The 25,672-nt window shown below is 65.0% G+C and carries 22 protein-coding genes; 14 read left to right on the top strand and 8 right to left on the bottom strand.

The genetic code is table 11. From position 1 onward, the window contains the following. The first annotated feature begins 17 nt into the window (after positions 1-17). Genes hutI through HNP71_RS02310 form a run of 5 tightly spaced genes read left to right on the top strand, consistent with a single transcriptional unit; the run spans position 18 to position 5,704 of the window. On the top strand, positions 18-1,190 hold the full coding sequence (hutI, locus tag HNP71_RS02330) for an imidazolonepropionase (protein ID WP_183265215.1): 1,173 nt from the start codon (positions 18-20) through the stop codon (positions 1,188-1,190). After that, complete coding sequence (gene hutH, locus HNP71_RS02325) at positions 1,187-2,695, top strand: histidine ammonia-lyase (RefSeq protein ID WP_183265214.1); 1,509 nt, start codon at positions 1,187-1,189, stop codon at positions 2,693-2,695. Before hutI ends, hutH begins: the two co-directional genes overlap by 4 nt. Further along, complete coding sequence (gene hutG / locus HNP71_RS02320; protein WP_183265213.1) at positions 2,692-3,480, top strand: N-formylglutamate deformylase; 789 nt, start codon at positions 2,692-2,694, stop codon at positions 3,478-3,480. Before hutH ends, hutG begins: the two co-directional genes overlap by 4 nt. Then, the gene (gene hutU / locus HNP71_RS02315; RefSeq protein ID WP_183265212.1) at positions 3,477-5,144 is read left to right on the top strand and encodes a urocanate hydratase; all 1,668 of its coding nucleotides are present in this window, start codon (positions 3,477-3,479) and stop codon (positions 5,142-5,144) included. Before hutG ends, hutU begins: the two co-directional genes overlap by 4 nt. A 2-nt stretch (positions 5,145-5,146) precedes the next feature. Beyond that, on the top strand, positions 5,147-5,704 hold the full coding sequence (locus HNP71_RS02310) for a HutD/Ves family protein (protein WP_183265211.1): 558 nt from the start codon (positions 5,147-5,149) through the stop codon (positions 5,702-5,704). 121 nt (positions 5,705-5,825) lie between these two features. Here the strand turns inward: HNP71_RS02310 and HNP71_RS02305 are convergent, their stop codons facing one another. Further along, positions 5,826-6,752 (bottom strand): DUF4238 domain-containing protein, encoded by a 927-nt coding sequence (locus tag HNP71_RS02305; protein WP_183265210.1) that lies wholly within the window; start codon positions 6,750-6,752, stop codon positions 5,826-5,828. Between the two features lie 279 nt (positions 6,753-7,031). Between HNP71_RS02305 and HNP71_RS02300 the strand changes: the two genes are divergently transcribed. From HNP71_RS02300 to HNP71_RS02280, 5 genes are all read left to right on the top strand, one after another. Then, positions 7,032-8,039, top strand: a complete 1,008-nt coding sequence (locus HNP71_RS02300) for an iron ABC transporter substrate-binding protein (RefSeq protein ID WP_246344038.1) — start codon at positions 7,032-7,034, stop codon at positions 8,037-8,039. 3 nt (positions 8,040-8,042) lie between these two features. Then, the gene (locus tag HNP71_RS02295) at positions 8,043-9,611 is read left to right on the top strand and encodes an ABC transporter permease subunit (RefSeq protein ID WP_221246571.1); all 1,569 of its coding nucleotides are present in this window, start codon (positions 8,043-8,045) and stop codon (positions 9,609-9,611) included. A gap of 5 nt (positions 9,612-9,616) precedes the next feature. Then, positions 9,617-10,657, top strand: coding sequence for an ABC transporter ATP-binding protein (locus tag HNP71_RS02290; protein WP_183265208.1), 1,041 nt, complete (start codon positions 9,617-9,619; stop codon positions 10,655-10,657). 73 nt (positions 10,658-10,730) lie between these two features. After that, entirely contained in the window at positions 10,731-11,855 is a 1,125-nt protein-coding gene (locus HNP71_RS02285) for an NHL repeat-containing protein (RefSeq protein WP_183265207.1), read from the top strand. A gap of 56 nt (positions 11,856-11,911) precedes the next feature. After that, positions 11,912-13,063, top strand: a complete 1,152-nt coding sequence (locus tag HNP71_RS02280) for a Dyp-type peroxidase (protein WP_343062180.1) — start codon at positions 11,912-11,914, stop codon at positions 13,061-13,063. Between the two features lie 6 nt (positions 13,064-13,069). On the opposite strand, the gene HNP71_RS02275 is transcribed toward HNP71_RS02280, so the two are convergent. Beyond that, a complete protein-coding gene (locus HNP71_RS02275; protein WP_183265205.1) occupies positions 13,070-13,702 on the bottom strand; it encodes a TetR/AcrR family transcriptional regulator in 633 nt (210 codons plus the stop codon). A gap of 199 nt (positions 13,703-13,901) precedes the next feature. On the opposite strand from HNP71_RS02275, the gene HNP71_RS02270 reads away from it, so the two are divergent. From HNP71_RS02270 to HNP71_RS02260, 3 genes are read left to right on the top strand one after another with little or no spacing between them, the layout of a single operon-like run. After that, the gene (locus tag HNP71_RS02270; RefSeq protein ID WP_343062179.1) at positions 13,902-15,029 is read left to right on the top strand and encodes an efflux RND transporter periplasmic adaptor subunit; all 1,128 of its coding nucleotides are present in this window, start codon (positions 13,902-13,904) and stop codon (positions 15,027-15,029) included. A 21-nt stretch (positions 15,030-15,050) separates the two neighbouring features. Continuing rightward, a complete protein-coding gene (locus HNP71_RS02265) occupies positions 15,051-18,197 on the top strand; it encodes an efflux RND transporter permease subunit (protein WP_183265203.1) in 3,147 nt (1,048 codons plus the stop codon). After that, on the top strand, positions 18,194-19,633 hold the full coding sequence (locus HNP71_RS02260) for an efflux transporter outer membrane subunit (protein ID WP_183265202.1): 1,440 nt from the start codon (positions 18,194-18,196) through the stop codon (positions 19,631-19,633). The genes HNP71_RS02265 and HNP71_RS02260 overlap by 4 nt, the downstream gene beginning before the upstream one ends. Positions 19,634-19,636: 3 nt before the next feature. Here the strand turns inward: HNP71_RS02260 and HNP71_RS02255 are convergent, their stop codons facing one another. Then, a complete protein-coding gene (locus HNP71_RS02255) occupies positions 19,637-20,047 on the bottom strand; it encodes a lytic transglycosylase domain-containing protein (protein ID WP_343062178.1) in 411 nt (136 codons plus the stop codon). A gap of 91 nt (positions 20,048-20,138) precedes the next feature. Here HNP71_RS02255 and gspG point away from each other — a divergent pair, with 91 nt between their 5' ends. After that, positions 20,139-20,588 (top strand): type II secretion system major pseudopilin GspG, encoded by a 450-nt coding sequence (gene gspG, locus HNP71_RS02250; RefSeq protein WP_183265201.1) that lies wholly within the window; start codon positions 20,139-20,141, stop codon positions 20,586-20,588. On the opposite strand, the gene HNP71_RS14145 is transcribed toward gspG, so the two are convergent. Genes HNP71_RS14145 through HNP71_RS02225 form a run of 5 tightly spaced genes read right to left on the bottom strand, consistent with a single transcriptional unit; the run spans position 20,585 to position 25,623 of the window. Next, on the bottom strand, positions 20,585-21,367 hold the full coding sequence (locus HNP71_RS14145; RefSeq protein WP_183265200.1) for a type II secretion system protein GspK: 783 nt from the start codon (positions 21,365-21,367) through the stop codon (positions 20,585-20,587). The genes gspG and HNP71_RS14145 overlap by 4 nt on opposite strands. Then, a complete protein-coding gene (gene gspD / locus HNP71_RS02240; RefSeq protein ID WP_183265199.1) occupies positions 21,364-23,607 on the bottom strand; it encodes a type II secretion system secretin GspD in 2,244 nt (747 codons plus the stop codon). The genes HNP71_RS14145 and gspD overlap by 4 nt, the downstream gene beginning before the upstream one ends. Further along, the gene (locus HNP71_RS02235; protein WP_183265198.1) at positions 23,607-24,065 is read right to left on the bottom strand and encodes a hypothetical protein; all 459 of its coding nucleotides are present in this window, start codon (positions 24,063-24,065) and stop codon (positions 23,607-23,609) included. Before HNP71_RS02235 ends, gspD begins: the two co-directional genes overlap by 1 nt. After that, the gene (gene gspM, locus HNP71_RS02230; RefSeq protein WP_183265197.1) at positions 24,062-24,643 is read right to left on the bottom strand and encodes a type II secretion system protein GspM; all 582 of its coding nucleotides are present in this window, start codon (positions 24,641-24,643) and stop codon (positions 24,062-24,064) included. Before gspM ends, HNP71_RS02235 begins: the two co-directional genes overlap by 4 nt. Continuing rightward, positions 24,640-25,623, bottom strand: coding sequence for a PilN domain-containing protein (locus HNP71_RS02225; protein ID WP_183265196.1), 984 nt, complete (start codon positions 25,621-25,623; stop codon positions 24,640-24,642). Before HNP71_RS02225 ends, gspM begins: the two co-directional genes overlap by 4 nt. Positions 25,624-25,672: the final 49 nt, after the last annotated feature.

Raw genomic sequence — 25,672 nt, 5'->3', positions numbered from 1 at the left:
CCAAGGCCGAACTTGCGATGCGCGTTTTCACCCATGCCCATCTTGCCACGATGAATCCCGAGCTGCCCGGTCTCGGCGTGGTCGAGAACGGCATGGTGGCTGAGGAGAAAGGGCGGATTGTCTATGCTGGTCCAGCGAAGGAGATGGCGGCGGACGAGGTGGTTGATTGCGAAAATCGCTGGATCACGCCGGGGCTGATCGATTGCCATACGCATCTGGTTTATGCGGGTGAGCGCGCGGCGGAGTTCGAGGCGCGGCTGGAGGGGGCGAGCTACGAGGAGATCGCCCGCAAGGGCGGTGGCATTCTCGGCACCATGCGAGCCACCCGCGCCGCTTCCCCCGCCGAGTTGGACATGCTGGCCCGCAAGCGTCTTGCCCCGCTGCTGGCCGAGGGGGTGACGACAATAGAGGTCAAATCCGGCTACGGGCTTGCGCCCGAAGCCGAGTATAAATGCCTCGAAGTTGCCTATGGTCTTGGTAATACCGCTGATATTTCCAGGACTTTTCTCGGCGCACACAGCGTCCCGCCGGATTGCCCGCGCACGGAATATTTGCGTCTGCTTTGCGAGGAGATGATACCGCATGTGGCCAAACATCATCTGGCCGACGCGGTGGATGCGTTTTGCGAGAGTATTGCTTTTTCTCCAGCTGAGACCGAAATGGTGTTCGCCGCAGCTGCCAAGGCCGGATTGCGGGTGAAGCTGCATGCCGACCAGCTTTCCAACCTGCATGGAGCCGCCCTGGCTGCGCGCCATCATGCACTTTCAGCCGATCATCTAGAATGTACCGATGAAGATGGCGCGCGCGCCATGGCCGAGGCCGGAACTGTTGCGGTGCTGCTGCCCGGCGCGTTCTTTATGCTGCGCGAGACGCGCCTGCCGCCGATCGCGGCGCTGCGCCAATATGGCGTGCGCATGGCCGTCTCCACCGATCTCAACCCCGGCACCTCGCCCATGTTCTCGCTGCTACTGGCGATGAACATGGCCGCCACGCAGTTCCGTCTCACCGTCACCGAGTGTCTACTCGGTGTCACACGCCACGCCGCCGCCGCACTGGGGCGCGATGATGTCGGCGTGCTGCGGGCGGGGGCGAAATGCCATCTGGCGATCTGGGATATCGAACAACCTGCCGAACTGGTTTACCGGCTTGGCTTTAATCCGCTTTATAAACGAATCTGGAGTGCCTCATGAAATTCACCCCCGGCGATATCAGCCTGGCGCAATGGCGTGCGATCTATCGCGGTGCGGCGCTGACGCTGGATGATGCCGCGCTGCCCGCCATCGCGGCGGGTGCGGCGGCGGTGCAGGAGATTCTTTCCCGTAACGAGCCTGCCTATGGCATCAATACCGGCTTCGGTAAGCTGGCTACGGTGCGCATCGCGCTTGACGATCTAGCCACGCTGCAACGCAATCTCGTGTTTTCGCACGCGGCGGGTGTTGGCCCGGCCATGCCGGTTGCCATCGCGCGGCTGATGATGGCGCTGAAGCTCGGCTCGCTGGGGCAAGGGGCATCCGGCGTGCGGGTGGAAACGGTGCACATGCTGGCCGTACTTTTGGAAAAAGACCTGATCCCCGTGGTGCCGGCGCAGGGATCGGTGGGTGCATCGGGCGATCTCGCGCCGCTGGCGCATATGACCGCCGCGATGCTGGGCGTTGGCGCGTTCTTCGTCAACGGCCAGCGCGTGCCTGCAACTCAGGCGCTTGCCGAGGCCGGTCTCACCCCGCTGGAGCTTGGCCCCAAGGAGGGGCTGGCCTTGCTCAACGGCACGCAATTCTCCACCGCCAACGCGCTCGCCGGGCTGTTCGAAGCCGAGCGTCTGTTCCGCGCCGGGCTGATCACCGGCGCGCTCTCCACCGATGCCGCCAAGGGCACCGACGCGCCATTCGACCCGCGCATCCACGCCGTGCGCCGCCATAAGGGGCAGGCGGAAGTGGCCGAGGCGCTGCGCAACCTCATGGCGGGCAGCGCCATCCGCGCCTCGCACCGGGCGGACGACCCGCGTGTACAAGACCCGTATTGCCTGCGCTGCCAGCCGCAGGTGATGGGTGCGGTGCTGGACGTGCTGCGCCAAGCCGCCGCCACGCTGGAGACGGAAGCCAATGGTGTGACCGACAACCCGCTGATCTTCACCAACCCCACCGAGGCGCTCTCGGGCGGTAATTTCCACGCCGAGCCCGTGGCCTTCGCGGCGGATATGATCGCCATGGCGGTGTGCGAGATCGGCTCGCTGGCGGAACGCCGCCTCGCCATGCTGGTGGACCCGGCACTTTCGGGCCTGCCCGCCTTTCTTACGCCCAAGCCTGGGCTGAATTCCGGCTTCATGATTCCGCAGGTCACGGCTGCGGCTTTGGTCTCCGAGAACAAGACGCGCGCCTTCCCGGCTTCGGTGGATTCCATCCCCACCTCAGCCAATCAGGAGGATCACGTCTCCATGGCCGCGCATGGCGCGCGCCGCCTTGCCGAGATGAACGACAATCTGCGCGCGGTGCTGGCCATTGAGTGGCTGGCGGCGGCGCAAGGCTGCGATTTTTGGCCGATGCCGTCCTCCGCGCCGCTGGAGCAAGCCCGCGCCACGCTGCGCGCCAAGGTGCCGCATCTCGACGACGACCGTTATTTCGCCCCCGATATCGACGCCGCCATCGCCCTGCTGGCCGGGGGCGCGCTGGACGAGCCTACCCTGCCGGGGTTGGCATGAGCCTCTTCACCCTGCGCCGGGGCAATGCGCCGCTGATCCTTTCGATGCCCCATGCGGGCACCGAAATCCCCAAGGAGTTTGCAGGCGTTTTTATCTCGGACTGGCTGGCGCGCAAGGATGCCGACTGGCATATCCCCACGCTCTACGCCTTCGCCGAGACGCTGGACGCCACCATCATCGCCGCCAATATCTCCCGCGCAATCATCGACCTCAACCGCGATCCCTCCGGCGCCTCGCTCTATCCGGGGCAAGCCACCACCGGGCTTTGCCCCGTTGAGAGTTTCGGCGGAGAGCCGCTCTACGCCGCCATTCCGCCGGACGAAGCGGAAACCGCAAGGCGCGTGCAGCATTATTTCCGCCCCTATCACGCGGCATTGGAAGACGAGATCACCCGCCTGCGGGCAAGGCACGACAACATTGTGCTCTATGACTGCCACTCCATTCGCAGCCAAATCCCGCGTCTGTTTCCAGATGAGCTGCCGCAATTCAACATCGGCACCAATGGCGGGGCCTCCTGCGCGCCAAACTATCAAGCGCGCGTCGAAGTGATTTGCGCCCGTTCCGGTTTCTCCTGGGTGCTGAACGGGCGTTTCAAGGGCGGCTGGATCACCCGTCATTACGGCCAGCCCCAGAACGGCGTGCATGCCATCCAGATGGAGCTCGCCATGCGCGGCTATATGGATGAGCCCGCCGCGCCCACGCCGGAAAACTGGCCCACCGCTTTCAATCCTTCCGCTCCCATCCTGCCGGTTTTGCAGGACATCCTGAAAGGACTCTGCCCATGACGCGTCTCGACAATGCCCGTGTCATCCGCGCCCCGCACGGTGCGGAACTCTCCGCCAAATCCTGGCTCACCGAGGCGCCGCTGCGGATGCTGATGAATAATCTCGACCCGATGGTGGCCGAACGTCCGGAGGAGCTGGTGGTGTATGGCGGCATCGGCCGCGCGGCGCGCGATTGGGAGAGCTATGACCGTATCGTCTCCACGCTCAAGCGGCTGGAAGCGGATGAGACCTTGCTCGTGCAATCCGGCAAGCCCGTCGGCGTGTTCCGCACCCACCCCGATGCCCCGCGCGTGCTCATTGCCAACTCCAACCTCGTGCCGAACTGGGCCAACTGGGCGCATTTCAACGAGCTGGATCGCAAGGGCCTGATGATGTACGGCCAGATGACCGCTGGCTCGTGGATCTATATCGGCACCCAGGGCATCGTGCAGGGCACTTACGAAACCTTCGTCGAGGCCGGACGCCGCCATTACGGGGGCGATCTTTCCGGCAAATGGGCGCTCACCGCCGGGCTTGGCGGCATGGGCGGCGCGCAGCCTCTGGCGGCGACGATGGCGGGCGCTTCATGTTTGGCCATCGAGTGCCAGGCCAGCCGCATCGAGATGCGGCTGAAGACCCGCTATGTCGATCAGCGCGCCGACACGCTGGACGAGGCGCTGGCGATCATCGAACGCTCCTGCGCCGAGAAGAAGCCTGTTTCCGTCGGCCTGCTGGGCAACGCGGCGGAAATCCTGCCCGAGCTGCTCCGTCGCGGCATCAAGCCGGACATGCTCACCGACCAGACCTCGGCGCATGACCCGGTGAACGGCTATCTGCCCGCGGGCTGGACCGTTGCCGAGTGGGAAGCCAAGCGCGAGAGCGACCCGGCTGCCGTGGAAAAGGCCGCCCGTGCCTCGATGGCCGAACATGTGAAGGCGATGCTCGGTTTCCACGCGCTCGGCGTGCCGACCTTCGATTACGGCAACAACATCCGCCAGCGCGCCTTCGAGGAAGGTGTGGCGGACGCCTTCGCCTTCCCCGGCTTCGTGCCCGCCTATATCCGCCCGCTCTTCTGCGAGGGCATCGGCCCGTTCCGCTGGGCGGCGCTCTCGGGCGACCCGGAGGATATCTACAAGACCGACGCCAAGGTGAAGGAGCTGCTGCCCGACAACAAGCATTTGCATAACTGGCTGGACATGGCCAAGGAGCGCATCGCCTTCCAGGGCCTGCCAGCGCGCATCTGCTGGGTGGGGCTGGGTGACCGCCACCGCCTGGGCCTCGCCTTCAACGAGATGGTGGCCTCGGGCGAACTCTCCGCCCCCATCGTCATCGGGCGCGACCATCTCGACTCCGGCTCCGTCGCCTCGCCCAACCGCGAGACCGAGGCCATGCGCGACGGGTCCGACGCCGTCTCCGACTGGCCGCTGCTGAACGCGCTGCTCAACTGCGCCTCGGGCGCCACCTGGGTTTCGCTGCACCATGGCGGCGGCGTGGGCATGGGCTTCTCCCAGCATGCGGGCATGGTCATCTGCGCCGATGGCACGCCAGAGGCCGCCAAGCGGCTGGAGCGCGTGCTGTGGAACGACCCCGCCACCGGCGTGATGCGCCATGCCGATGCGGGCTACGACATCGCGCTCACCTGCGCGCGCGAAAAGGGGCTGGATCTGCCGGGGATTCTCGGCTGACCATGCGCCGCCTTAAGCGCGATGCGTTCAGATCCATGCCCTGGAAGAATGGCGGCGGGGAGACGGCGGAGATCGCCGTGTTCCCGCGCGGGGCAGGGCTGGAGGATTTCGGCTGGCGGCTGAGCATGGCGCGCGTGGCGGCGGATGGCCCGTTCTCCAGCTTCCCCGGCATCGAGCGCACGCTGACGGTGCTGGAGGGCGTGGGCTTCCGCCTCACTGTCGATGGCGTGGAGCATCTCCTTACCCCGGAAAGCGCGCCGTTGCGTTTTCCGGGTGATGCCCCCGCCAGTGCGGCTTTGCTGGGCGGTGCGGTGACGGATTTGAACGTGATGACAAGGCGCGGGGCTTTTCGTCACGAGGTGCGGCGCGTGGAGCTGGCGGCGGGGGAGCAGGTTTCCGTTTCTGCTGGGTTTGTCTTGTGTTTGTCTGGTGGTTGTGAGGTGCTGAGTGATGATGAGATCGTTGCTCTGGCGATGGATGATTGCCTGATTGCCGAGAATGAGACTGTGGTCTTGTTGACCAGCCAACCTGCTCAGGCGATTGTTGCATCGATTTGGTAGTGTCTCGATTTTGGTTTCGTCCCACTGTCGGCGTTGGTGAACTACAAAGCTCCCTCTTGCAACAGACGTGCAGGCATGGAAAATGGCTCTAAGTGATATATCTAATGAGTATTTTTTGTGTTTACGAAGAGGCAATTATGTCCTGAAGAACTTCCTTTGAATTGCTAAATACCTGACGATACGATGCCTCCCTAATTCGTCTATTTAGGGTCCTGACTTGCTCAACTGAGGTCGAGCCGCTGGTATAGCCGCATCTATGTTCCACCTCATCGATGATAAGCGCGGTAGATGGGTTGAGTGGATAATAGGGAGCGAATAGTTCTGGCGGCTTGTCGGAGGCAGAATTTGAAAAGAGATTAACGACAGGCTGATCGCCGGTTATGAATGGGACGTCCGTGTTATTTTCTAACAACAAAAGAGAACGCTTTTTTCGTTCTAGGTAGAGGCTAAGTCCTGCATTCACAGCAAAAATATGTCGGAGAATATTCCAGCAACGTACGATGCTAAACCCATTCATTTCGCTTGTTCGTGCAGCAATTTTGTCGCGCACTCCCTTTGTACGCAACATCTGCAAGCATAGGAAATGCAGAAATGGGATGCACTCTTTGTCGTCAGTATAGACGGATGTCTCGCGCCTTCGGAGGGCAGCGATGACTGGCGTCATTTTGTTCTCGAGAGCGGCGTGCCAATCTTCCTCGACATTAATGATCTGATGCCGTAATTGGGCTTCATATTTGGCGTTTCCTGCCAGATGCGGCGGCGGGTTGGAAAGCAGCCACCCAGGGAAGCCAAAGGCAGTTAGAAAATTCTCCCGCACGCGCTTCCCACTTGGATGCATCTTGCCTTCAAAAAGCCATCGAATGCCTTGAATGTCAGTACTGGTTAAGGGCGAGAGCTTATAGAAATCCCTTTCTACTCCTACTCCACTAACGTTCGACGGAAAAATCAGACTGTCCATTAAACAAAAAATGGTCTGATTCGTGCTCCACGCTTCAAGGTAGCTGCGCCATACATGATGCTGGCGTCGAGTATCCTTCTTCATGTTCATGGCAGAGACAATTCTATTTCAATTTATGATGTGCTCTAATAGCAGATTCTAATAATGGTGACACGTACTAAAGCTCTTTGTCGTCAGAGAAGGCGTGATTAGGAGCACAGCGGTTGAACTGAGTTGGCTACAGGGCCGGGATTTACCAAAATTCGACCGGCGAAATCCCGCCAAGTTAGCCCTCCACGATCACCCCCCCTTGACTTACTCCGTCATTCTCCGTACCACCGCGCCTTCGTACTGCGAATAATTCGCATTTGCATGAAGGAGTGCATCGTGATGAAGTCCCGTTTCCTGCTCGCCGCCGCGGCTGGCGTGGTGGTTCTGGCCTCTGGTCCCGCCTTTGCGCAATCCGTGCCGCTCACGGTTTACAGCGCCCAGCACCCGCAGGTGGACGCCATGCTGGCCGCCGAATTCACCAAGGAGACGGGGATCAAGGTGCTGCTCCATGAAGGGGAGGGGCCGGATATCGCCAACCAGCTCATCCAGGAAGGTGCGGACTCCCCAGCCGATGTGTTCTTCACTGAGAACTCGCCCGAGCTGAACCTGCTGGACGAAAAGGGCCTGCTCGCCCCGGTTGCTACCGCCACGCTGGCCCTGGTCCCGGCCAAATACAGCGCCGCCGATGGCAACTGGCTCGGTCTGCTGGCCCGCGAGAACGTGCTGGCCTACAACCCCGCCAAGCTCAATGATGCGGAACTCCCAGTCTCGCTGCTCGACTTCGCCAAGCCGCAATGGAAGGGCAAAATCGGCGTCGCCCCCAGCGACGGCGATTTCCTCCCCCTGGTGAGCGCCATGACCAAGCTCCACGGCACCGAGGCCACGCTCGCCTGGCTGAAGGGGCTGAAGGACAACGCCAAGATCTATGACGACGACGAGGGCGTTGCCGCCGCCGTGGCGCATGGCGATGTCGCCTCCGGCCTCATCAACAACTACTACTGGTACCGCCTGCGCACCGAGCTGGGTGCCAGCAAGATCGACAGCAAACTCTACCACTTCCGCAACGGCGATGTCGGCGGTCTGGTCAACGTCTCTGGTGCCGCGGTGCTGAAATCCTCGAAGAATCAAGCCGAGGCGCAGAAATTCCTCGCCTTCCTCGCCGGCCCCAAGGCGCAGGAGCTGCTGGGCAAGAGCGAGATCGACTTCGAATACCCGCTGCGTCCCGGCATCGCCCCCAACGCCCAGCTCACCCCGTTCAGCGAGTTGCAGCCTCCCGCCATCGCGCCGTCCGACCTGGGCGACGACCAGGAAGCCGGGCAGTTGCTGCAACAGGCCGGGCTGATCTGATCCGTGTCTGCCCTGGCCAACATGACGGCGCATGAGGACGCCCCCCGCCCGGCTTTGCTGCTGGCGGCCGGGGCGGTGTCTCTCCTCGTGCTGCTGCCGCTGGCGGTAACGGCGTTCAACGCCGCCAGCATTGGCTGGGGCAGGGCTGTGATGCTCCTCTGGCGGCCGCTTGTGGGCGAGTTGCTGGTGAACACGCTGCTGCTGATTGCCTGCGTGACGGGCTTGTGCGCCGTCATCGGCACGGCGGCGGCGTGGCTGATGGAGCGCATGGATGTGCCGGGGCGGCGCGTATGGGCGCCGCTGATGGTAGTGCCGCTCTCCATCCCCTCCTTCATCAGCAGCTATGCTTGGCTTTCCATGAGTTCCGCCTTCGCCACCTTCGGGGGGGCGCTGCTGGTCGTGACCATCGCCTATTATCCGCTGGTGTACCTGCCTGTGGCGGCGGCATTGCGCGAGATGGACCCGGCGCTGGAGGAAACCGCGCGTACGCTGGGGCTCTCCCCGTGCGCCATCTTCTGGCGTGTGGTGTTGCCGCAGCTACGCCCGGCCCTGCTGGGCGGCATGCTGCTGGTGGCGGCCAACACGCTGGTGGAGTTCGGCGCCTTCGCATTGTTGCGATTCCGCACCTTTACCACAGCCATCTACGCCCTTTACCGCACCGGGTTTTCCGGTGCCGAGCCCGCCTTGCTGGCCATGGTGTTGGTGCTGCTCTGCATTGCCTGCCTAGCCGCCGAGCAGCTTGTGCGCGGCACGGCGCGCTATGGCCGCCTCGCGCGCGGGGCGCGGCGGAGTGCGGCGCGTTATCCGCTGGGGCGCTGGCGGCATGTGGCCCTGCCGGGGCTGGTGCTGTTTGCGCTCATTTCCACCGGCGTGCCGCTGGGCGTGATCGGCTTTTGGTTGACCCGCGCCAACAGCGCCGCCAACACGGTGGCGGGCGGGGCGTGGACGGATCTGCTCTTGTCGCTTTGGAGTTCCGTGGGGCTGGGGCTGGAAGGTGCGGTGCTGACGCTGCTGCTGGCGCTGCCTTTGGCGTTGCTGGCGGCGCGGCATCATGGCTGGGCGGTGGCGCTGGTCGAGCGCTGCGCCTATCTCGGCCAGAGCGTGCCGGGCATCGTGGTGGCGCTGGCGCTTATCTCGCTCACCGTGCATCATCTGCACCCGCTGTATCAGAGCCGTCTGTCGCTGCTCTTCGCCTATGCCATTCTGTTTCTGCCGGTGGCGCTGGTGAGTGTGCGTGCCGCTTTGTCCCAGGCGCAGCAGCGGCTGGAGGAAGCCGGGCGCACGCTCGGGCTCAACGGTTTCGCCGTGCTCTGGCGCATCACCCTGCCATTGACCGCCGCCGGACTGGGGGCCGCCGCCGCCATGGTGTTCATCGGCGTGTCCACCGAACTCACCGCCACGCTGCTGCTGGCGCCGATCGGCACCCACACGCTGGCGACGCAGATCTGGGCCGATACCTCGACCATCGCCTTTGCCGCCGCCGCTCCTTATGCCGCCGCCACGGCGCTGCTCTCCATGAGCGCCTCTTGGCTGTTGGCGCAGCGTTTCGGGGCCTCGCGGGTGGAGGCTTAAAGATCATGTCTGAACTTAACATCTCCGGCCTGGACAAGAATTTCGCCGCCATCCCGGTGCTGCGCGGGATCAATTTCAGCGTCGCGGCGGGCGAGCTGGTGGCCATTCTCGGTGCTTCGGGCAGCGGCAAGACCACGCTGCTGCGGCTGATCGCCGGGTTCTTGCGCCCAGATTCCGGTACTATCCGGCTGGATGGGCATCTGCTCGCGGATGGCCGCCAGAGCCTCCCCCCCGAGCGCCGGGGCATCGGCTATGTGGCGCAGGAGGGGGCGCTTTTCCCGCATCTCTCCGTGGCGGAGAACATCGTGTTCGGCCTGCCGCGCGCGCAGCGCCGGGCCAAGGCGCGGGTGGCCGAGTTGCTGGAACTTGTCGGCCTGCCCGAGCATTACGCCAACCGCGCGCCGCAGCAGCTTTCGGGCGGAGAGCAGCAGCGGGTGGCCCTGGCCCGCGCCTTGGCTCCGCATCCGCGCATGTTGCTGCTCGATGAACCCTTCTCCGCCCTAGATGCAGGTTTGCGCGCCGAAACCCGCGCCGCCGTGGCCAGCGCCCTGTGCGCCGCCAATGCCACCGCGATTCTGGTGACGCATGATCAGCCCGAGGCGCTGGCGATGGGCAGCCGCGTGGGGGTGATGCAGCGCGGCGTGCTGGCGCAGCTTAGCGTGCCGATGGAACTGTACCGCCGCCCGGCCACGCCGGAACTGGCGGCCTTCGTGGGGGAGGCGGTTTTCCTCCCTGGCCAAGCCTTGGGCGGCTCGGCCCATACGGCGCTGGGCGTATTTCCCCTGGCCGCGCCCGCTGCCTTGGGCGCGGTGCGGGTTATGCTGCGCCCCGAGCAGATCCGACTTTCTACCGCACCCATGCCGGAGGCAGCGCGGGCCGATGTGGCGGACATCACCTATTACGGCCCGGATGCGATGGTGGCGCTGCGCCTGGAGGCTGCCGAGGCGGCGGTCTCGGCCCGTATCTGCGGCCATGCGGTACCGGAGCGGGGTGGCAAGGTCTGGGTCACGGTGGAAGGGCCGGTGATGACCTACCCGATGGACTGAAAGAACCTCTTTTTACCCAGATAATGCGAATGAGTTGCATTAACAATTTTGACGGCATAGGAAAGGCTGCACCATGATAAAGCATACGACATTCAAGACCCTGGCGGCGCTCTCCTGCCTGACGCTGGCGGCTCCGGCTGCGGCGGCGGAGCAGGGCGGCGGCTCGGGGTTTCTTGGGACGCTGCACAAGCATCATGTGCTGACCTCGACCGAGCCCGCCAATGGCGACCAGAACCCCTATGCAATTCTGGTGGCGCCGGTTTCCGCGGGCTCCGTGCAGGTGGGGGACGTCCTCGTCGATAATTTCAACAACCAGGGCAATTTCCAGGGCACGGGCAGCACCATCGTCGATTACCGGCCCTCGACCGGCAAGCTCACCACCTTCGCCACCATCCCGCACGATTTGCCGGGCTGCCCTGGCGGCATTGGCCTTTCCACCGCGATGGTGATGCTGAAATCCGGCTGGGTGATTGTGGGCAGCGCGCCGAGCACCGATGGAACGACCAAGACATTGGGCAAAGGCTGCCTGGTCGTGCTCGATTCCTCGGGCAAGGTGGCCGACACCATCACCGGGCCGGACATCGCCGACCCGTGGGGCAACATGGCCTGGATCGACAATGGCGAGACCGCCATCCTGTTCCTCAGCAATGCCGGGTTCGGCATCGGCGTGCCTGGTCAGCCAGTGCAGAACACCGCCACCGTGCTGCGACTGAATCTTAGCATCCCTGCTGGAGGCAAACCGCAGGTGGCCAGCCGCACCGTCATTGCCAACGGCTTTGGCGCGCAGGCCGATGCCAGCGTGTTCCTGGTCGGCCCGACCGGTTTGGCCCTGGGCAAGAACGGCGAGCTGTATGTCTCGGACGCCATCGGCAACCGCATCGTCTCCATCCCCAATGCCGCGACCCGCACGGATAGCGCCGGCACCGGCACGGTGGTGATGCAGGACGGGCTGCTCAAGCGCCCGTTGGCGTTGGCCACGGCACCCAACGGCAATCTGCTGACGGTGAATGGGCTGAATGGCCAGGCGGTCGAGATAGACCCCGTGAGTGGCAAGCAGGTCGGGGCGCAGTGGATCGACAAGGATGAGGCGCAGACCCCGCCAGGCAGCGGCGATCTGTTTGGCCTCGCGCTGGCCCCGGATGGCAAGGGTTTTTACTATGTGGAGGACGATGTGAACACGATCGCCGAGGCGCGGTGAGCGGCGCCAATTCATCTGGGGCCTCGCGCCGCACGTTTTTCGGTCTGGCGGGGGGCGTGGCTGGAGGCCTCGCCACTGCCGCCATCGCCGCCCCCGTGGCGGCGCAGACCGTGCCGTTCCATGGCGCGCATCAGGCGGGCATCACCACGCCGATGCAGGATCAGCTGTATTTCGCCTCGTTCGACCTTGTGGCGACGAAGCGTGAGGATGTCGTGGCGCTGCTGAAGAGTTGGACCGACGCCTCGGCCCGGCTCACCGCCGGGCAGCCCGTGCAGGCGGGGGATAGCGGCGAGGCCGATGGCCTGCCGCCTTCCGGCCTCACCCTGACCTTTGGTTTTGGGCCGGAATTGTTCGTCCAGAACGGGCAGGATCGCTATGGCTTGGCCGCCAAGCGCCCGGCCGCGCTGGTGGATCTGCCGCGCTATCCTGGCGATCAGCTTGTGCCCGGCATTTCCGGCGGGGCGCTCTGCGTCCAGGCCTGCGCCAACGATGCCCAGGTCGCATTCCACGCCGTGCGCCAGCTGGCAAGGCTGGGCTATGGCGCCGTGCAGCTCAAATGGGTGCAGAGCGGCTTTGCCACCGCGCGCCAATCGCCCGGCACGCCGCGCAACCTCATGGGCTTCAAGGACGGCACCATGAATCCCGCCGGAGCCGCGATGGACAAGGCGGTATGGGTTACCCAGCCGGGCTGGATGCAGGGCGGCAGCTATATGGTGGCACGGCGCATCCGCATCGCGCTCGAGCACTGGGACCGCATGCAGGTCGCCTTCCAGGAAAAGACCTTCGGGCGCGAGAAGGCCTCGGGCGCGCCGCTCGGCGGCCGGCATGAGTTCGACACGCCGGATTTCAACGCCACCGACGCCAATGGCGATTATGTGATCCCCGAGACCGCTCACGCCCGCCTGGCCGCCGCCGCGAATAACGACGGCGCGCAGATCCTGCGCCGTTCCTACTCTTATAACGACGGCGCCAATTTCACCGCCGAGCGTTGGCCGCCCTGGCACCAGGGCATCGAGTATGATGCCGGGCTGTTCTTCCAGGCTTACCAGCAGGACCCGCGCACCGGCTTCATGCCCATTTTCGACAAGCTCTCGAAGATGGATGCGCTGAACCAGTTCACCACCCATGTCAGCAGCGCGGTGTTCGCCTGTCCGCCGGGGGTGCGCCCTGGCGGTTATATCGGGCGGGAGTTGTTCGAGGCGGCTTAAGCCGCCTCAGCGCGGGCAGGCGCCATAGAGGAACAGGTTGATGCAGCGGCGGATATGGGCTTTGCGCTCATCGCCGCAGGGCCACTTGATGCCCGCCACCGTCCGGCTGACCATCGGGCCAAAAACCATGTCCATGAGCATGCTGGCCGCACTTGCCGGGTCGCTGCTGACGATGTCGCCGCGCTCACAATGATAGCGCAGCCACTCGGCCAGCTCTGCTTGCAGTTTGTCCCGCCCGTATTGGTGGGTAATGGCCGCGAGCTCTGGGAATTGCGGGGCCTCCAGCCGCGCGAGCTGGATTAGTGCCATGCGCTCGCGGTCGGCCTCGTCGTCGATGTCGATGCGGAACACCTTCTCCAGCGCCTCGGGCAAGGGGAGGGTGTGGTAGCTCTCCTGCAAATCCAGCATCGCCTGCCGGTGCGCCTCCACCACGGCGGTGAACAGTCCGCATTTGCCTTCGAACAGGCGGTAGAGCGTTTGCTTGGAGATATGGCAGGCAGTGGCGATATCCTCGGTCGTGGTCCGGCCATAGCCGTTGGACACGAAGAGCTGGCGCGCGGTTTCCACGATGCAGGCGCGCTGCTGGTCGTCCGGCGCGGTCTTCGGCCTGCCGCGCTTGCGTTCGGTGCATTGTGTCATCTGGGCTAAAAACAGGCTTGGTTACGATGTGTTCCGGCCAACCATCTTGACATTTCTTGCGTGTCCTCCAGATAATGGTACCATCAAGTACCATAATATTCCGGATAAGTACATGTCTCTTTGGGCCAGGGTTGCTTCACCCCGTTTTTTTGCTGCGCCGAAAATGCTCCGCATGCCGCGGAGCGGTAGGGAAATCGCGGTGGCGGGGCTACTTGGGCTCGCGGCGCTGGCCGGGTGCGGCAAGAAGCAACCGCCGCCGCCGCCGCCGGTGCAGGCGGGGGTGATCACCGTGCATACCCAGCCCGTCACCCGCACCACGGATCTGCCGGGCCGCACCTCCTCGGTAATGATCGCCCAGGTCCGCCCGCAGGTGAATGGCGTGATCCTCAAGCGCATGTTCGTGGAGGGAAGCGAGGTGAAGGCGGGCCAGCAACTCTACCAGATCGACCCCGCCCCCTATCAGGCCACCTACGATGCCGCCGTGGCCCAGCTCGCCCACGCCGAGGCGGCCCTGGCCACCGACAACGCGAAGGCCGAGCGCTACAAGCCCCTGGCCGCCGCCCAGGCTGTGAGCCAGCAGGATTACGACGATGCGTTGGCCGCGGCGCTGGAGGCGAAGGCCGACATCGCCACCGCCAAGGCGGCGGTTGAATCCGCCCAGGTCAATCTGCGCTACACCAAGGTGCTTTCGCCCATCACCGGCACCATCGGCGCCTCCAGCTATACCGAGGGCGCGCTGGTCACCGACGGCCAGACCGACGCCCTGGCCACGGTGACGACGCTCGACCCGATCTATGTGGACGTGAACCAGCCCACCGCCACGCTGCTGCGCCTGAAGCAGGAGATGGCCTCTGGCCAGCTGCAAACCCAGGGCGACGGCACCGCGACAGTGAAGTTGCAGCTTGAGGATGGCAGCACCTACCCGCTCACCGGCAAGCTGGAATTCTCGCAGGTTTATGCCGATGAGAGCACCGGCACGGTGATGCTGCGCGCCATCTTCGCCAACCCGCAGCATCTGCTGCTGCCGGGCATGTACGCGCATGCCGAGCTGGTGGAGGGCGTGAACACCCAGGGCATCCTGGTGCCGCAGGTGGCCGTCTCCCACAATACCCATGGCGACGCCACGGTGCTGGTGGTGGACAAGGATAACAAGGTCTCGCAGCGCGTGATCCAGACCGGTCCGGCCATCGGCCAGAACTGGGTGGTGAATGGCGGGCTCGCCCCCGGAGACCGCGTGGTGGTGGACAACCTGCTCAACGTGCAGCCCGGCATGACCATCACCCCCGTGGCCGAAGACCTCAGCGCCGCGTCCGGCGGCGGTAACTGAACCCGAAGGCGGAACCAGCTTATGTCACGCTTCTTTATCGACCGCCCGGTTTTCGCCTGGGTGCTGGCGCTCATTCTCATGCTCGGCGGCGCCATCGCGGCGGTGACGATGGCCATCGCGCAATATCCGAGCATCGCGCCGCCGCAGATTGCCATCACCGGCACCTATGCCGGTGCTTCGGCGCAAACGGTGACGGACACGGTGGTCCGCCCGATCCTGCAACAGATGAACGGGCTGGATGGGCTGGAATATATCTCCGCCAGCACGCAATCCAGCGGCGCGTTCGAGGTCGATCTCACCTTCGTGCAAGGCACGGACCCGAACATCGCCCAGGTGCAGGTGCAGAACAAGCTCTCTTTGGCCGAGCCGAACCTGCCCAGCGAAGTTTCAAGCCAGGGGTTGCGGGTCGTCAAGGCGACGAAGAACTATATGCTCATCATCGGCGTGGTCTCCACCGATGGCAGCATGTCCTCCTACGACATCTCCGACTACATCGCCTCGAAGATGCGCGATTCGTTGACGCGCATTCCCGGCGTTGGCGATTACGTGCAGTTCGGTTCGGAATACGCGATGCGCATATGGGTCGATCCGGGCAAGCTGTATAATTACGGCCTAACCGTCCCCGATGTTGTGAACGCCGTCGCGGAACAGAACGTGCAGGTTCCGGCGGGCGAGCTAGGCGGGCTGCCCGCCACCGGAGAGCAGCGGCTGGATGCCACGATCATCGGCCCTGCGCGCTTCGAGTCGCCGCAGCAATTCGAGAATATCCTGCTCAAGGTGGAGCAGAGCGGCGCGCAGGTGCGCCTGAAGGATGTCGCCCGCGTGGAGTTGGGCGCGGACAGCTATTCCATCGTCGCGAAGTTCACGCATGGCGAGCCCGTCAGCGGTTTGGCGCTGAAGCTGGCGCCGGGCGCCAACCAGCTCACCACCGAGGCGGCGGTGAAGGCCGAGGTGGACGTGCTGGCCAAGAACCTGCCGCCGGGGCTCAAGGTGATCTACCCGATGGACACCGAGCCCTACATCCTCCTCTCCATCGAGGAAGTGCTGAAGACGCTGCTTGAGGCCATCGCCCTGGTCTTCGTGGTGATGCTGATCTTCCTGCAGAATTTCCGCGCCACGTTGATCCCCACCATCGCCGTGCCGGTGGTGCTGTTGGGCACGTTCATCGTGCTCTCCGCGATGCATTACTCCATCAACACGCTCACCATGCTCGCCATGGTGCTGGCCGTGGGCCTGCTGGTGGACGACGCCATCGTGGTGGTGGAGAACGTGGACCGGCTGATGCACGAGCGCGGACTGTCGCCCAAGGAGGCGGCGCGCCAGTCGATGGACGAAATCTCCGGCGCGCTGGTCGGCATCGCCCTGGTGCTTTCGGCGGTGTTCCTGCCCATGGCCTTCTTCGGCGGCTCCACGGGCGTGATCTACCGGCAATTCTCCGTCACCATCATCACGGCGATGACGCTCTCGGTGCTGGTGGCGCTGATCTTCACCCCGGCCTTGTGCGCCACACTGCTCAAGCCCCCGGCGGCGGATGGCTCGCACGGCGCTAAGGGCTTCGCCGGCTGGTTCAACCGCGGGTTCGACGCCACGCGCCGGCGCTATCTTAGCGGCGTTGGCCACATGGCGCGGCGCCTGCGCTGGTCCATGGTGGGGTTCATCATCATCACCGGACTTGCCGTGCTGCTCTTCAGCAAGATGCCCACGGGCTTCCTCCCCGATGAGGACCAGGGCATGCTGTACGGCCAGATCATTCTGCCGCCCGGCTCCACCGCCGCGCAGACCACCGCGGTGAACAAGCAGTTGCGCGACTACCTGCAGAAGAATGACGGTTCCATCCTCAAGGCGGTGTTCACAGTCGCCGGCTTCAACTTTGCCGGGCAGGAGCAGAGTCAGGGCTTGGCGGTGATCCGCATGCAGCCCTGGGACCAGCGCCCGGATGCATGGCAGTCCGTCTCCGCCCTGGCGGCGCGGGTGAACGCGCATTTCGCCGGGAGCCGCGATGCGCGGATCATCGTCTTCCAGCCCCCGCCGGTGCTGGAACTGGGTAATGCCACGGGCTTCGACCTGGAGCTGGAAAACGTCGGCAATCTCAGCCACCAGGACTTCCTGGCCGCGCGCAACCAGTTCCTGGGCATGGCGATGCAGGACAAGCTCCTCACCGCCGTGCGCCCCAACGGTCTGGATGATGCGCCGCAATTCCAGCTCAACGTGGACCGCGAGAAGGCCGAGGCGCTGGGCCTGTCGATCAGTGACGTCAACACCACCATCCAGGGCGCGCTGGCCTCGGAATATGTGAACCAGTTCATGTATCAGGGGCGCGTGAAGCATGTGTATGTGCAGGGCGCGGTGGACTCGCGCATGCTGCCTTCCGACCTCGGGCTCTGGTATGTGCGCAACAGCAACAGCAATATGGTGCCGTTCGACGCCTTCGTTTCCGGTAGCTGGACCACTGGGCCGGAGAAGGTGGAGACCTATAACGGCCAGAACGCCTTTGAGATCCAGGGCCAGCCCGCGCCAGGCGTGAGCAGCGGCGCCGCCATGGCCGAAATCCAGAAGTTGGTGGCAAAGCTGCCGCCGGGGGTGAACATGGAGTGGACCGGCCTCTCCTATGAGCAGGTGAAGGCGGGGGCGCAGACCGGCCGGCTTTACGCCATCTCGGTGGTGGTGGTGCTGCTCTGCCTCGCGGCGCTGTATGAAAGCTGGGCGATCCCGGCGGCGGTGATGATGGTGGTGCCGCTCGGCATTCTCGGCGCCATCATGGCCACGCTGCTGCGCGGTCTCGCCAACGACGTGTATTTCCAGGTGGGCCTGCTCACCACCATGGGGCTGGCGACGAAGAACGCCATCCTGATCGTGGAGTTCGCCAAGGCGTTCTACGAGCAGGGGGAGACCCTGGCGCAGGCGGCGCTGCACGCGGCGCAGGAGCGCCTGCGCCCGATTCTGATGACGTCCATCGCCTTCGTCTTCGGCACTTTTCCGCTGGCCATCGCCACCGGGGCGGGGGCGTCCAGCCGCGTCGCCATTGGCACGGCCGTGGTGGGTGGCATGGTCACCGCCACGGTGCTGGCTATTTTCTTCGTGCCGGTGTTCTTTATCGGCGTGCTGAAGTTCTTCAAGGTACAGCCGCGCAAGCCGGACGACGACGCGCCGGCGGGAGGCAACGCATGAATATCCGCCGTCTGGCGGCACTCGGCACGGCCCTGATCGGGCTCACCGGGTGCAGCTTCATCCCCGACTACCATCGCCCGGCTTTGCCGGTGGCGGCGCAATACCCGGTGGCCGATAGCGGCGCCAAGGGCCCCGCTGCCGCGAATCTCGGCTGGCGGGATTTCTTCACCGACCCGGCGTTGCAGCAGCTCATCGCGCTCAGCTTGCAGAATAATCGGGATCTGCGTGTTTCCATACTGAATGTGCAAGCGGCCCAAGCGCAGTATCTCTCCTCCCGTGCCAGCCTGTTCCCCACGCTTGACGCCACCGCCGGACTCGACCGTACCCATACCCCGGCCGGGATGGACTTCAGCCAGGGCAGCACCTCCGCCGCCAGTGATCTGCGCGAATACAGCCTTGGCGTTGGCGCGGTCTCCTGGGAGCTCGACCTGTTCGGCAATATCCGCAGCAAGGCCAAGGCGGCGCAGGAGACCTATTTGAGCGACGTCTATGCCCGCCAGAGCGCGCAGATCTCGCTGGTGGCCGAGGTGGCCTCCGCGTATTTCACCTGGCTGGCGGACCGCGAATCCCTGACCATCGCGCAGAATACGGCGGCGGACCAGACGGCCTCGCTCAAGCTGGTGCGGATGGAGTTGCAACACGGCACCGCCACCGCCCTGGACGAAGCCCAGGCGGAAACCACGCTGGACACGGCGAATGCGAACGTTGCCGCCTATACTCGCCAGGTGGCGCAGGATATGGACCAGCTGGTGCTGCTCGTGGGCACCACTCTGCCGCCGGATCTGCTAGGCCGCATGAACGCCGTTGCCGGGCTACAGGCGGAGCCGGGGCTGCAATCGCTGCCCGCCGGATTGCCCTCCGACCTGCTGGAGCGCCGACCGGATATCATGGCCGCGGAACACATGCTGCTGGCGGCGAACGCGAATGTGGGTGCCGCGCGCTCGGCCTTCTTCCCGCAGATCACCATCACCGCCAATGGCGGCACGGCAAGCAGCGGGTTGCAGCATCTGTTCGGCGCGGCCACGGGCGCGTGGCTGTTCCAGCCGGACATCACCGTGCCGATCTTCGCCGGTGGCCAGAACCTCGCCAATCTCGATTACGCCAAGGTCGAGAAGCGCATCGAGGTCGCCAATTACGAGAAGACGATCCAATCCGCCTTCCACGACGTCTCCGACGCGCTGAACGCCCGCGATACTTACGTGAGCCAAGTGGCGGCGGAGCAGGCGCTGGTGGATGCCGATCGCCGCTACTACCAGCTAGCGGGCATGCGGTTTCAGACCGGTATCGATAATTACCTCAACGTGCTGGTGGCCGATAACTCGCTGCTGAGCGCCCGCCTGACCTTGGTGAGTTTGCAATTGGCGGCGTTGCAGAACAGCATTACGTTGTACAAGGCGTTGGGCGGCGGCTGGCTGGAGCACAGCGGCGGCGCGTGAGCCTTAACGGTCCGGGGTATTGAAAAGCCGCGCGGCGGTCTGTTCGGCCTGGGCCAGATAGGCCGCGTTCAGTGCCGGGGTGTGGGAGTGGTAATCGCCGATGGCGGGCAGCAGCGCGCCATGCGTCTCGGCCAGATATGTCCGCAGGATCAGCGCCGCGGCGGCGATGTTGAAGCAAGGGTCATTGATCAGCCGTTGCCGCGTCTCACCTTCCGTCAGCATGGCGCGCGCGGCCAGGGCAGGGAGCCAAAGGCTGTTTACCTGCATCACGCCCAGATCCTCGGTGCCGTTGGCATCCGCCCGCGCCATGCCAACACGCCCGCCCTCGATGGCCTGAATCACCGGCAGCACCCGCGGCGGCAGGCTGGTGGCGGCAGCGACCGCGAGCATGCATTTCAGGTACAGAATCATCATGGGATGAGCCTCTGCGGTTCCGTTGTCATGGCTGCGGTGTTATAGCCCGGCGTGTCACAATACGTAGCGGGCTGATATGCGTGTCATGAAAATGTCAAATAATACCTGCAAGTTTGTAAATAGTTGCGACAAAGAATCTGGTTTCACGCTGCTGGAGCTGCTGGTCGTGATCGTCATTCTCGGCCTGCTCATCGGGCTTGTGGCACCGGCGATGCTGCGTCAGCTCGGTCACGCGAAGGATTCGATCGCGCAGCAATCGATCCAGCGCATCGCCTCGGTGCTCGATCTCTACAAGCTTGACAATGGCAGCTACCCGGATAGCAGCCAGGGCTTGCAGGCGCTCATCACGAAGCCCGACGGTGTGGATAGCTGGGCCGGGCCGTATCTCAAGAGTGGCAATGCGCCGCTCGACCCGTGGGGGCATCCGTATCTCTACGCCGCTCCCTCGACCCGCCCGGGATTGGATTACGATCTCTGCTCGCTTGGCAACTCAGGCAAGGCCGGGCAGCCGGGCGATCCGGGGCTGATCTGCAACCATTAAGGTACCACGCCATCCGCCATTGCCAGCAGCTTGTACGGCACCGGGGCATCCGCGCCTTGCAAGCTGACGATGGCATAACGCCGTACGCCCGAAGCAGTTTCGGCCAAAATGGCGACAACCGGAAAACTGCCGATATAGCCTGAAACATTGCTCTGGCCAGAGAGCGTGAGCGCGCGCCGCACGGTGGCTTCGGCCTGCGCGGGGATGGGATCGCCACTCTGGTACAGGCTCATCTCCGGGATCGCACAGGCGAGGAGCGGGGGGGAGATGCCGAGCACATCGGCGAGTTCGCTAAGATCGGCAAAGGGTTGGGCTGGCGGCGCATAGGCCATTCCGGCGCGCTGATAGGCCGCCTGCAACTCCGCCGCCGCCTGTTTCGTCGGGGCTTCCGCGCGCCAGGCGATAATCGCGTTCGCCAGTTGCTTCGCCGCGTTGGGTTGCGCGCCGCAAGCCTGCATCAGCCCGGCGAGCAGGGTGGTGGAGGCGAGGTTGGGGTTGACCTTGCCTGCGAGACTTTCCACTCGCACGGTAACACCGGCCAGCAGATGTGTGCTGCCATCGGCGGGCCAGTGGTCGCCGCCCTGGGAAAGGGAATGGTAGATCGCCTGATAAATCGCGCCATCGGCCTGCGCGCTGGCGGCGGCTCCGGCCCGCAGATTGGCCGCCAGCCGCACCGCGGAGCGGCCCGAGGCGGCAAGCTCGCTGATCAGCAGCCCGATCAGCACCAGGCTCCACAGCACGATCAGCAGCGCGAAGCCGCGGTCGCGCACCTTGCTCACCGTATCAGGCGGTTTTCCAGCCGCAGGTTCGGGTCGTCGCTGTTGTCGGTCGGCGTGTTCCGCAACGCGCCCGGCACCGCGGCGGCCTGGGGCAGGGCCTGCTGCATGTCCTCGGTAAGGTCCAGCGCCTGCTGCTGGGTGCGGATCACATGAGGGGTGATCAGCACCAGCAATTCCTGCCGTGTACGGTTGTTGGTCTGCGAGCCGAACGCCGCCCCGATCCAGGGAAGGTTCTTCAGCCCCGGTATGCCGCTGTTCTGGCGCGAATCATCATCCGAAATCAGCCCGGCGAGGCCCACGGTCTGCCCATCCTGGATGGCGACGCGCGAGGTGACGGCGCGCTCGGTGAAGGTGGGGGAGTTGAGGCCCGTGGTGGTCACGGTGGGGGAGACCCCGCTCACCTCCTGGCTGATATCCATGGTCACCAGCCCGTTGCTGCCGACATGCGGAGTGACGTGCAGGATCACGCCGGTATCGCGGTAGTCGATGGAATCGATAACCGCCGAGTTGGACGTGGTACTCTGCGAGGTCTGGCTGAGATAAGGCACGCTATTACCCACCTGCAGGCTGGCCCCCTGGCCGTCGAGCACCATCAATTCCGGCGAGGAGAGCACCCGCACCTTGGTCACCGATTGCAGAGCCGAAATGGCGAAGGCGTTGTTGCCCGTGCCTGCGAGAACGAAGCCGGGGAAGGTGGAATCCAGCGCCGCGGTGGAGGCGGTGGTCAGCACCGTATTGATGTCGCCGGACTTAAAGTAATACTGCGTGCCGTATTTCAGCTCGCCGGTCAGCTCCACCTCGGCGATGGTCGCATCGATCCGCACTTCCAGAGGCATGATGTCGATCTTGCTGAGTACGCCTTCAATCTGCGCATCCTCGTTGGTGGTGGCATAAACGAGCAGCGAGTTATTCGGTACGTCCGGGATGATGCGGATGCCCGATTGCGTGTCCCCGCTGGCATTGCCGGTGGAAGAGAGCGGGCCGAGTAGCGCGGACGCACCCGAGGTGCTTGCACTGCTCTGTGTTGCGCTGGCGGCGGAGGACGTGCCAGTGCCGTTGCTGCTGTTGGCGCTCGAGGCGTCCGTGCTGCCGGTGGAGCTGGAAATTTCGCTGCTGGCGCCGCTGTTGTTCATGTTTGAGGATGAGCCGTTCATGCCGCCGCTCTGCGCGTTTTGCGATACGGTGGCGCTGGCGCTGGGCTGCGCGGTCACGGCATCGGGCGTGAAGGCTTGTTGCAGCAGATAAGCGGCATCGTTGGCGCGGCTGTTGCGCAGGTAGTAGACATGCCAACTGCGCACGGTCTCCGTCTGCACTTGGGCGAGCACGCCGTAAACGCGCGCGGCGTCGGCCAGGTAGCTTTGCGAACGAGCGATGACGAGCACGGCGCTGATGCGCTCCAGTGGCACTACGCTCACCGCGGCCGGGCCTTTGGCCGCGGTGTCGCCGGTCTTGGTCAGGGCGGCGGAGAAGGCGTCGGCGAAATCCTTGGCATCGCCGCCCGTGACCGGGAACAGCTCGTAGGATTGCCCGGCCAGGGCATCCACGTCGAAGGCCTGGATAAGCCCTGTCAGCGCCTCGCGCGTTGCCGGGTCGCCCTGGATGATGAGCGCGTTGCGCGTCGGATCGGCGGTGATGGACCCGCCCTTGGTGACATAAGGCTGTAGCATGGTGGCCAAAGGCTGGGCCGAGGCATAGCGCAAAGGCAGCACTTCGGCCCCGCCCAAAGCCGGGTTGGAGGCCAGGGCGGCCCCGCCGGACTGGTCGGCCGGCATCACCCGGTACAGCCCGCTGCTCTGCACCAGCACGGCGTTGTTCTGCGCCAGCATGGTTTGCAGCGTGGGCAGCACCTGGTCCTGGGTGAGGGGGGTTACGGTACGCAGCGTCACCGTGCCGCTCACCGAGGGGTCGATGGTGTAGTTCACATGCAGAATCCCACCCAGCACCTGGGCGACGACGGCGCGGATATCGGTATCGGCGAAGTCGAAGGTGATGTCGCCATTGCCGCCGCTGGCACTGGCCTGTGCGGCGCCAGGGGGGGCGAGGGTGGCGCCGTAGCTGGCGCTGGGGCGCGGCGGCAGGGCGCCGCCGGTTACTTGGCCGTTGATGCGTCCGTCCGTCGCGGCTGAGGCGGGTGGCGCCAGGGGGGAGGCTGTCAGCAGCGCGGGTGCGGGTCCGGTGGCGGGCTGGCTGGCGCAGGCGCCGAGCAGCAGGAAGGTGGTAAGAGAAATATATTTTCGCATCAGGAATTATTGTCCGTGGCCACGGCGGCGGGTGGGCTGGTGATGAATTGCGGGCGCAGCGTGAGCGGGCCGGAGGAGCTGTCGAGTTCCACCTTGTCGGGCAGGATCGCGCGCACCCGGTAGCCGCCGACCGTGCCGCCTTCGCCCAGGATCTGCGGCTTCTGTCCATCGGTGGAGAAAATGGCGCTGCGCGTGCCGTTGGTGACGATGATGGCCGAGAGCCGGGGCAGGCCGTCATCTCCGCGCCCCTGGTCAGCGGGACGGCGGCTGGGTGTGAAGAGCGGGCGGGCCAGGGCTGTGTCGCTCCATTGGCTTACGGCGGTATCGGTTTGGCGGGCCACGGGGTTTGTGGAGGGCGGCGACAGGCGCTGGGGCACGATGCCCGGCAGAGGCAGCGCCAGCTCGGCCAGCAGCAGCGCCGCCAGTAAGGCGGTGAGCGCCGGCCAGAGACGGGTCATGATCCGCTCCCCGCACGAAAACCGCTGACGGTGAAATTGGCTTGCATCGGCACGGGCTGGCTGGGGTCAGTCTGGTTGCCCATGGTGATGCCGATATCTCCCGCCACCATGCTGGGTTGGGCTGTGTCGATGGCCTGGAGCAGCGCCACCAGCACTGGCCAGGGGGCGGTCACGCTCACCTGCATGGAGATGCGCCGCAGCGCTCCGGCGGGCTGGGCGGGGAGCAGGGCTGCGCTGTCCAGGCTGGTTCCGGCCTGGCCGGCAAGGGTTTGCAGGGCGGATTGAAGATTGGCCCCGGCGATGGCGTCCGTACCGCCCGCGAGCAGCACCTCATGCCCCGCCGCCTCCCCCCCGGCGGCGGCCAGCTCGGCGCGCAGAGCGGGGATCTCCCGGCCCAAAGCCTGCATATGCGCGGCTTCCTCGCGCTGCTGGGCCAGCTCGGCGGCGCGGTCCTGATACCAGCCCAGCAGTGGTGCGATGACCGCGAGCCAGAGCAGCAGGAGTGCTGCCGCCAGCATGCCCAGCGCCAGGGCTTGGCCGCGCCGTCCCTCTGGCAGGTTGAGCAGCGTGTCCGTCATGGTCCCACCGTGGCGTGCAGCGCGAACAGATCCGCCTTGCCGTCCGCCGTGCGGGTGACGGGGGCGGTGAAGCCCGGATCATGCAGCCCCGGCACGGCGGAGAGCAGTCCGATTAGCTGTGCCGCATTGTCCGATTGTCCGTCGATGGTGAGGTCGCCGGATTTCACCGTGAGGTCCGAGATCCAGGTGCCGTCGGGCAGAGCGCCGGTGAGCAGGGCCAGCACGTGCAGTGCGTCGCCGCCATTACGTGCGGCGGCGATGGCGCTGCGGCCCGAGGCGGTGACAGCGAGTTGGTGGCGCAGGACCATGGCGGCATGCGCCGCTGGTGCGGCATCGGCTATGGCCTGGGCGGCTTGGTTGAGTGCGATCTGCTGGCGGATGAAGGGGGCCACGAGGCAGAGGAGGGCCAGCACGGCGCAGGCGGCTGGCAGGCTGGCCCAGCGCGGCCGGGCGGAGCCATGACGCGGGCGGGCGAGTTCGATGCGCCCGGTTTTGGACTCGATGAACCCAGGCGCCAGATGCAACCGCGTCAGCCTTGCCAGCAGCGCCTCAACCGGTGCCCTCAGGGCGAAGGTGAGGTGCAGCTTCATCAGCCCGCGCGGTTTGTCAGGCCGGATGCGCGAGACGCTCCAGACCAGCTCATCGGCGGCAAAGGGGGTGAGGCGGTCCATCTCGAAGCAGAGCACGGCGGGCAGGTCGCGCAGGGCGGCATAGGGCAGAGTGACCTCGCGGCTCAGCACCGCCCCGCGCGGCAGGCGCAGCCCGGTGGCTAGGCGCGCCATGGCGGGGGCTGTGGCTTGCAGCCCATGCAGAAAGCGCTCCTGCCCATCGCGGCGCAACAACAGGCTGCCCTGGGGGATGTCGTCCATGCGGTCGATGTCGATGATCAGCATCTCCCGCGCCGCCATGTGCCGTGCGATCGCAGGGGGCAGCAGAGCACGCAGCTGGGTCGTCCACCAAGCGAAAAGCGAGGTGAGCATCAGTGGCGGGCCCACGCGTCCTGTGACGGATTCATGGCGGCTGGTTAAT

It is taken from the genome of Acidocella aromatica, assembly GCF_014201825.1.
Lineage (GTDB): Bacteria > Pseudomonadota > Alphaproteobacteria > Acetobacterales > Acetobacteraceae > Acidocella > Acidocella aromatica.
The sequence above is the reverse complement of the archived record's forward strand: the minus strand, read 5'-3'. Positions and strand labels throughout refer to the sequence as shown.

Coding starts and splice junctions, on each gene's coding strand:
- HNP71_RS02255 (WP_343062178.1), bottom strand. CDS start 20,047: ATGATGATTCTGTACCTGAAATGCATGCTCGCGGTCGCTGCCGCCACC.
- HNP71_RS02260 (WP_183265202.1), top strand. CDS start 18,194: ATGAATATCCGCCGTCTGGCGGCACTCGGCACGGCCCTGATCGGGCTC.
- HNP71_RS02275 (WP_183265205.1), bottom strand. CDS start 13,702: ATGACACAATGCACCGAACGCAAGCGCGGCAGGCCGAAGACCGCGCCG.
- gspM (WP_183265197.1), bottom strand. CDS start 24,643: ATGACGGACACGCTGCTCAACCTGCCAGAGGGACGGCGCGGCCAAGCC.
- hutH (WP_183265214.1), top strand. CDS start 1,187: ATGAAATTCACCCCCGGCGATATCAGCCTGGCGCAATGGCGTGCGATC.
- hutI (WP_183265215.1), top strand. CDS start 18: ATGCGCGTTTTCACCCATGCCCATCTTGCCACGATGAATCCCGAGCTG.
- hutG (WP_183265213.1), top strand. CDS start 2,692: ATGAGCCTCTTCACCCTGCGCCGGGGCAATGCGCCGCTGATCCTTTCG.
- HNP71_RS02235 (WP_183265198.1), bottom strand. CDS start 24,065: ATGACCCGTCTCTGGCCGGCGCTCACCGCCTTACTGGCGGCGCTGCTG.
- HNP71_RS02305 (WP_183265210.1), bottom strand. CDS start 6,752: ATGAACATGAAGAAGGATACTCGACGCCAGCATCATGTATGGCGCAGC.
- gspG (WP_183265201.1), top strand. CDS start 20,139: ATGTCAAATAATACCTGCAAGTTTGTAAATAGTTGCGACAAAGAATCT.
- HNP71_RS02225 (WP_183265196.1), bottom strand. CDS start 25,623: ATGCTCACCTCGCTTTTCGCTTGGTGGACGACCCAGCTGCGTGCTCTG.
- HNP71_RS02265 (WP_183265203.1), top strand. CDS start 15,051: ATGTCACGCTTCTTTATCGACCGCCCGGTTTTCGCCTGGGTGCTGGCG.
- hutU (WP_183265212.1), top strand. CDS start 3,477: ATGACGCGTCTCGACAATGCCCGTGTCATCCGCGCCCCGCACGGTGCG.
- HNP71_RS02300 (WP_246344038.1), top strand. CDS start 7,032: ATGAAGTCCCGTTTCCTGCTCGCCGCCGCGGCTGGCGTGGTGGTTCTG.
- HNP71_RS02285 (WP_183265207.1), top strand. CDS start 10,731: ATGATAAAGCATACGACATTCAAGACCCTGGCGGCGCTCTCCTGCCTG.
- HNP71_RS02290 (WP_183265208.1), top strand. CDS start 9,617: ATGTCTGAACTTAACATCTCCGGCCTGGACAAGAATTTCGCCGCCATC.
- gspD (WP_183265199.1), bottom strand. CDS start 23,607: ATGCGAAAATATATTTCTCTTACCACCTTCCTGCTGCTCGGCGCCTGC.
- HNP71_RS02310 (WP_183265211.1), top strand. CDS start 5,147: ATGCGCCGCCTTAAGCGCGATGCGTTCAGATCCATGCCCTGGAAGAAT.